The organism is Microcystis sp. T1-4 (assembly GCF_000297435.1).
In the GTDB taxonomy this organism is placed as follows: Bacteria; Cyanobacteriota; Cyanobacteriia; order Cyanobacteriales; family Microcystaceae; genus Microcystis.
The window spans coordinates 1-2,790 of record NZ_CAIP01000086.1 but is presented as its reverse complement, the minus strand read 5'-3'; the positions used below and the strand labels follow the sequence as shown (position 1 = coordinate 2,790).

The 2,790-nt window shown below is 34.6% G+C and carries 3 protein-coding genes; all 3 read left to right on the top strand.

All coding sequences use genetic code 11. The annotated features are described in order from the left end of the window. Nucleotides 1-224: 224 nt before the first annotated feature. Nucleotides 225-632 carry a hypothetical protein gene (locus MICAI_RS04645; RefSeq protein WP_008198481.1) on the top strand — a complete coding sequence of 136 codons (408 nt, stop codon included), beginning with the start codon at nucleotides 225-227 and terminating at the stop codon, nucleotides 630-632. 108 nt (nucleotides 633-740) lie between these two features. After that, nucleotides 741-2,153 (top strand): AAA-like domain-containing protein, encoded by a 1,413-nt coding sequence (locus tag MICAI_RS04640; RefSeq protein ID WP_008198479.1) that lies wholly within the window; start codon nucleotides 741-743, stop codon nucleotides 2,151-2,153. 1 nt (nucleotide 2,154) lies between these two features. Then, nucleotides 2,155-2,790 (top strand): AAA-like domain-containing protein (locus MICAI_RS04635; protein ID WP_039899600.1); only part of this gene is annotated, 636 nt, incomplete at its 3' end.

Genomic DNA, 2,790 nt, shown 5'->3' with positions numbered 1-2,790 from the left:
AGATATTAGCTGAATTGACCTGCTTCTAACCAGATTCGTCCACAGCGATCAAAAAGTTTATCGAATAGGGAATTGGCTGTGCCAAAGTAATAAAGCAACTGGTGTAAAGATCAGTTGCTCTGGAGAAGGACTGTATTTCAAGGGGGAATTGCTGAACTGCCCAATTTTGCTATACTGAAACCCATAACTCAAAATAGCGTTTGTTAAGTCGAGGTGTTAATGCAATGGAACCCATAGCTCTTATTTTGACAGCATTGGCGGCAGGTGCGACTGCGGCAGCGAAGGATACGGCTGGTACGGCGGTTAAGGATGCCTATAATGGGTTGAAACATTTGTTGAAGAAAAAATTTGAGGGTGATGCCTTGGCTCAGGCAGTAGTTGATGCGAAACCTGAAGATATTGACAAAGCAGAGGGACTACTAAAAACCAAAATCACTGAGTTTAGTGTTGAGAAAGACACCGAGATTTTGCGAGCAGCAAAGACATTAATTGATACTTTAAACTCTGAATCTGTTATTCAAGGTGGTTCTCCCGACTTAAACTTAAAAGCAACAGCTGGCCGTGATGTGAAAGTCAACGTATTTGGGGATGTCATTACAAAAGAGGGTAACACCACTATTACAATTGAATAAAAGTCAAAGATGATAACTTGCTGACGCACAATAGCTACCTCGCAATAGGTATTTTTATTGATAATTGAAATTGCACCCAAAATCTCAAGACTTACACTCAAAATGCTTATGTCAGACGCAAATCAAAAAAATATCGAGGACAATATCGCTCGTTTAGAAAACCAATTAGCCGATAAACGTAATGCGTTAGTTACTGCTGCACCTGGAGACAAGGAAAGGATTAAACAGGAAATGGAAGATTTGAAAAAGTTAATTCGAGAATTTGAGGCAGAGATGAATGATTTACCGAAGGCCGAACAGGGAGTAACAATATCTAATAACGATAATTCTTCTACGACTGAAAATTATTCTATGAATACATCAAAAGATGGTCATATTTATAGGCTCGGTAATATTATAAGTCACGGCAACAATACGAGTATAATTGTGAAGATAGAACCACCTGGTAAGGAAATAAGGGAAAATCCTATTAGTTTACCCATTAATCAAAATGGTGATCAAATATATATAGAACGTCCTCCTATTGAGCAAGATTGTTATGAAGCAATTGAATATGAGCGATTAATTCGGATTAAAGCACCACCAAGAATGGGGAAAACTTTATTATTAAACAAGGTAATAGAATATGCAAAAGAAACAAAACATTACTCCATAGTCGAGATAAATCTTGATGAAGACATTTTGAAAGAACGTCATTACGCTGGTTTTTTACAGTGGTTTTGCGGGCGTTTATCCGACAGTTTAAAGTTCCCAGCAGTATCTTGGGATCAGGATAATGGAAATAAATTAAACGTTACTAATCATATCACATCTATTTTGTCAACAAATATATTTGATAAAGTTGATAGTAAATTGATAGTTACAATAAGCAATTTTGAGGTTCTGTTTGAATTTCCAGATATGTTTCAGAAATTTTGTGAGCTTGTACGAAGCTGGGTTGATAGTAATGATAGAAGTTTGAGAAAATTATCCGTCATAATTGTTCATTCTACAGAGCCTTATATAATCTACGATATAAATAGTTCACCATTTGGAAATATAGGTAAACCATTTGAATTATTAGGCTTTACAAATGAACAGGTTAGAACTCTAGCAAATCGTCTTCAATTAGAATATCTCGTCAAGAATTATTCCAACGAAATTAACCAGCTTCAAGAATTGGTCAATGGACACCCTGAACTTATTACAAAAGCTTTAAAATGTATCCAAAATGGCAAGAACATTCAATGCGTACTAAACAATGCTTCTACTGAAGAAGGTATTTTTGGAGGTCATCTTAGGGAAAAACAAAACAATCTTAGACAACTTGGACAAAAAAAAAATAAAAATTTGTTAGAAGACTATAAAAAAATAGTCGTCAATTATTGTGAGCCTAATCGTATTTCTACAAAGCTTGACAGTAATTTAATTTTTCAATTATACGGCCTAGGTTTGGTAAAATATGACAAGAATAAATGTTGGCCAAGCTGTGAGCTATACCAAAGCTATTTCTATGATATTCTAATTAACAATGAGCAATAAAATGATGACAAATGAACTGATAAATATGCCAACCACTGGCGGGCCTGTGCTTGAAAACAATCTCTTTTACATTGAAAGAAATGTTGATGGTGACTTATATGAACGACTAAAATTGAATGAACTTTGTTACATTTTGCAATCTAGACAGACAGGCAAAACGAGTTTGTTGTTTAGAATCTGCAAGAGATTATCAGAAGATGGCATCAAAAGTATGCGTATTGCTCTTACTGAAATCGATATCCAAGATGCAGAAAAAAGAACATGGTATAACGATCAAATGGATATTATAAAAAAAGAATTGAAATTAGAGCTAGACTTAAAACAATTTCGAGAAGATAATAAATCTTTGTCACCACTAAGGACATTTGATAAGTTTATTCAAGATATTTTACTCGGTAATGTGGAGCAACCTATAGTTATCTTTATTGATGAAATTGATAGTGTTTTAAGTTTACCTTTTCCTACTGATGACTACTTTGCCTTTATTCGCAATTGCTATGAAAAGAGGGCTAATAACCCTAAGTACAGACATTTGACTTTTTGCTTGGTAGGAGCAGCATCACCTAATGACTTGATTGCAGACAAAAAACGAACACCTTTTAATATTGGAACTTCTATTACGCTAAGTCCATTTCCA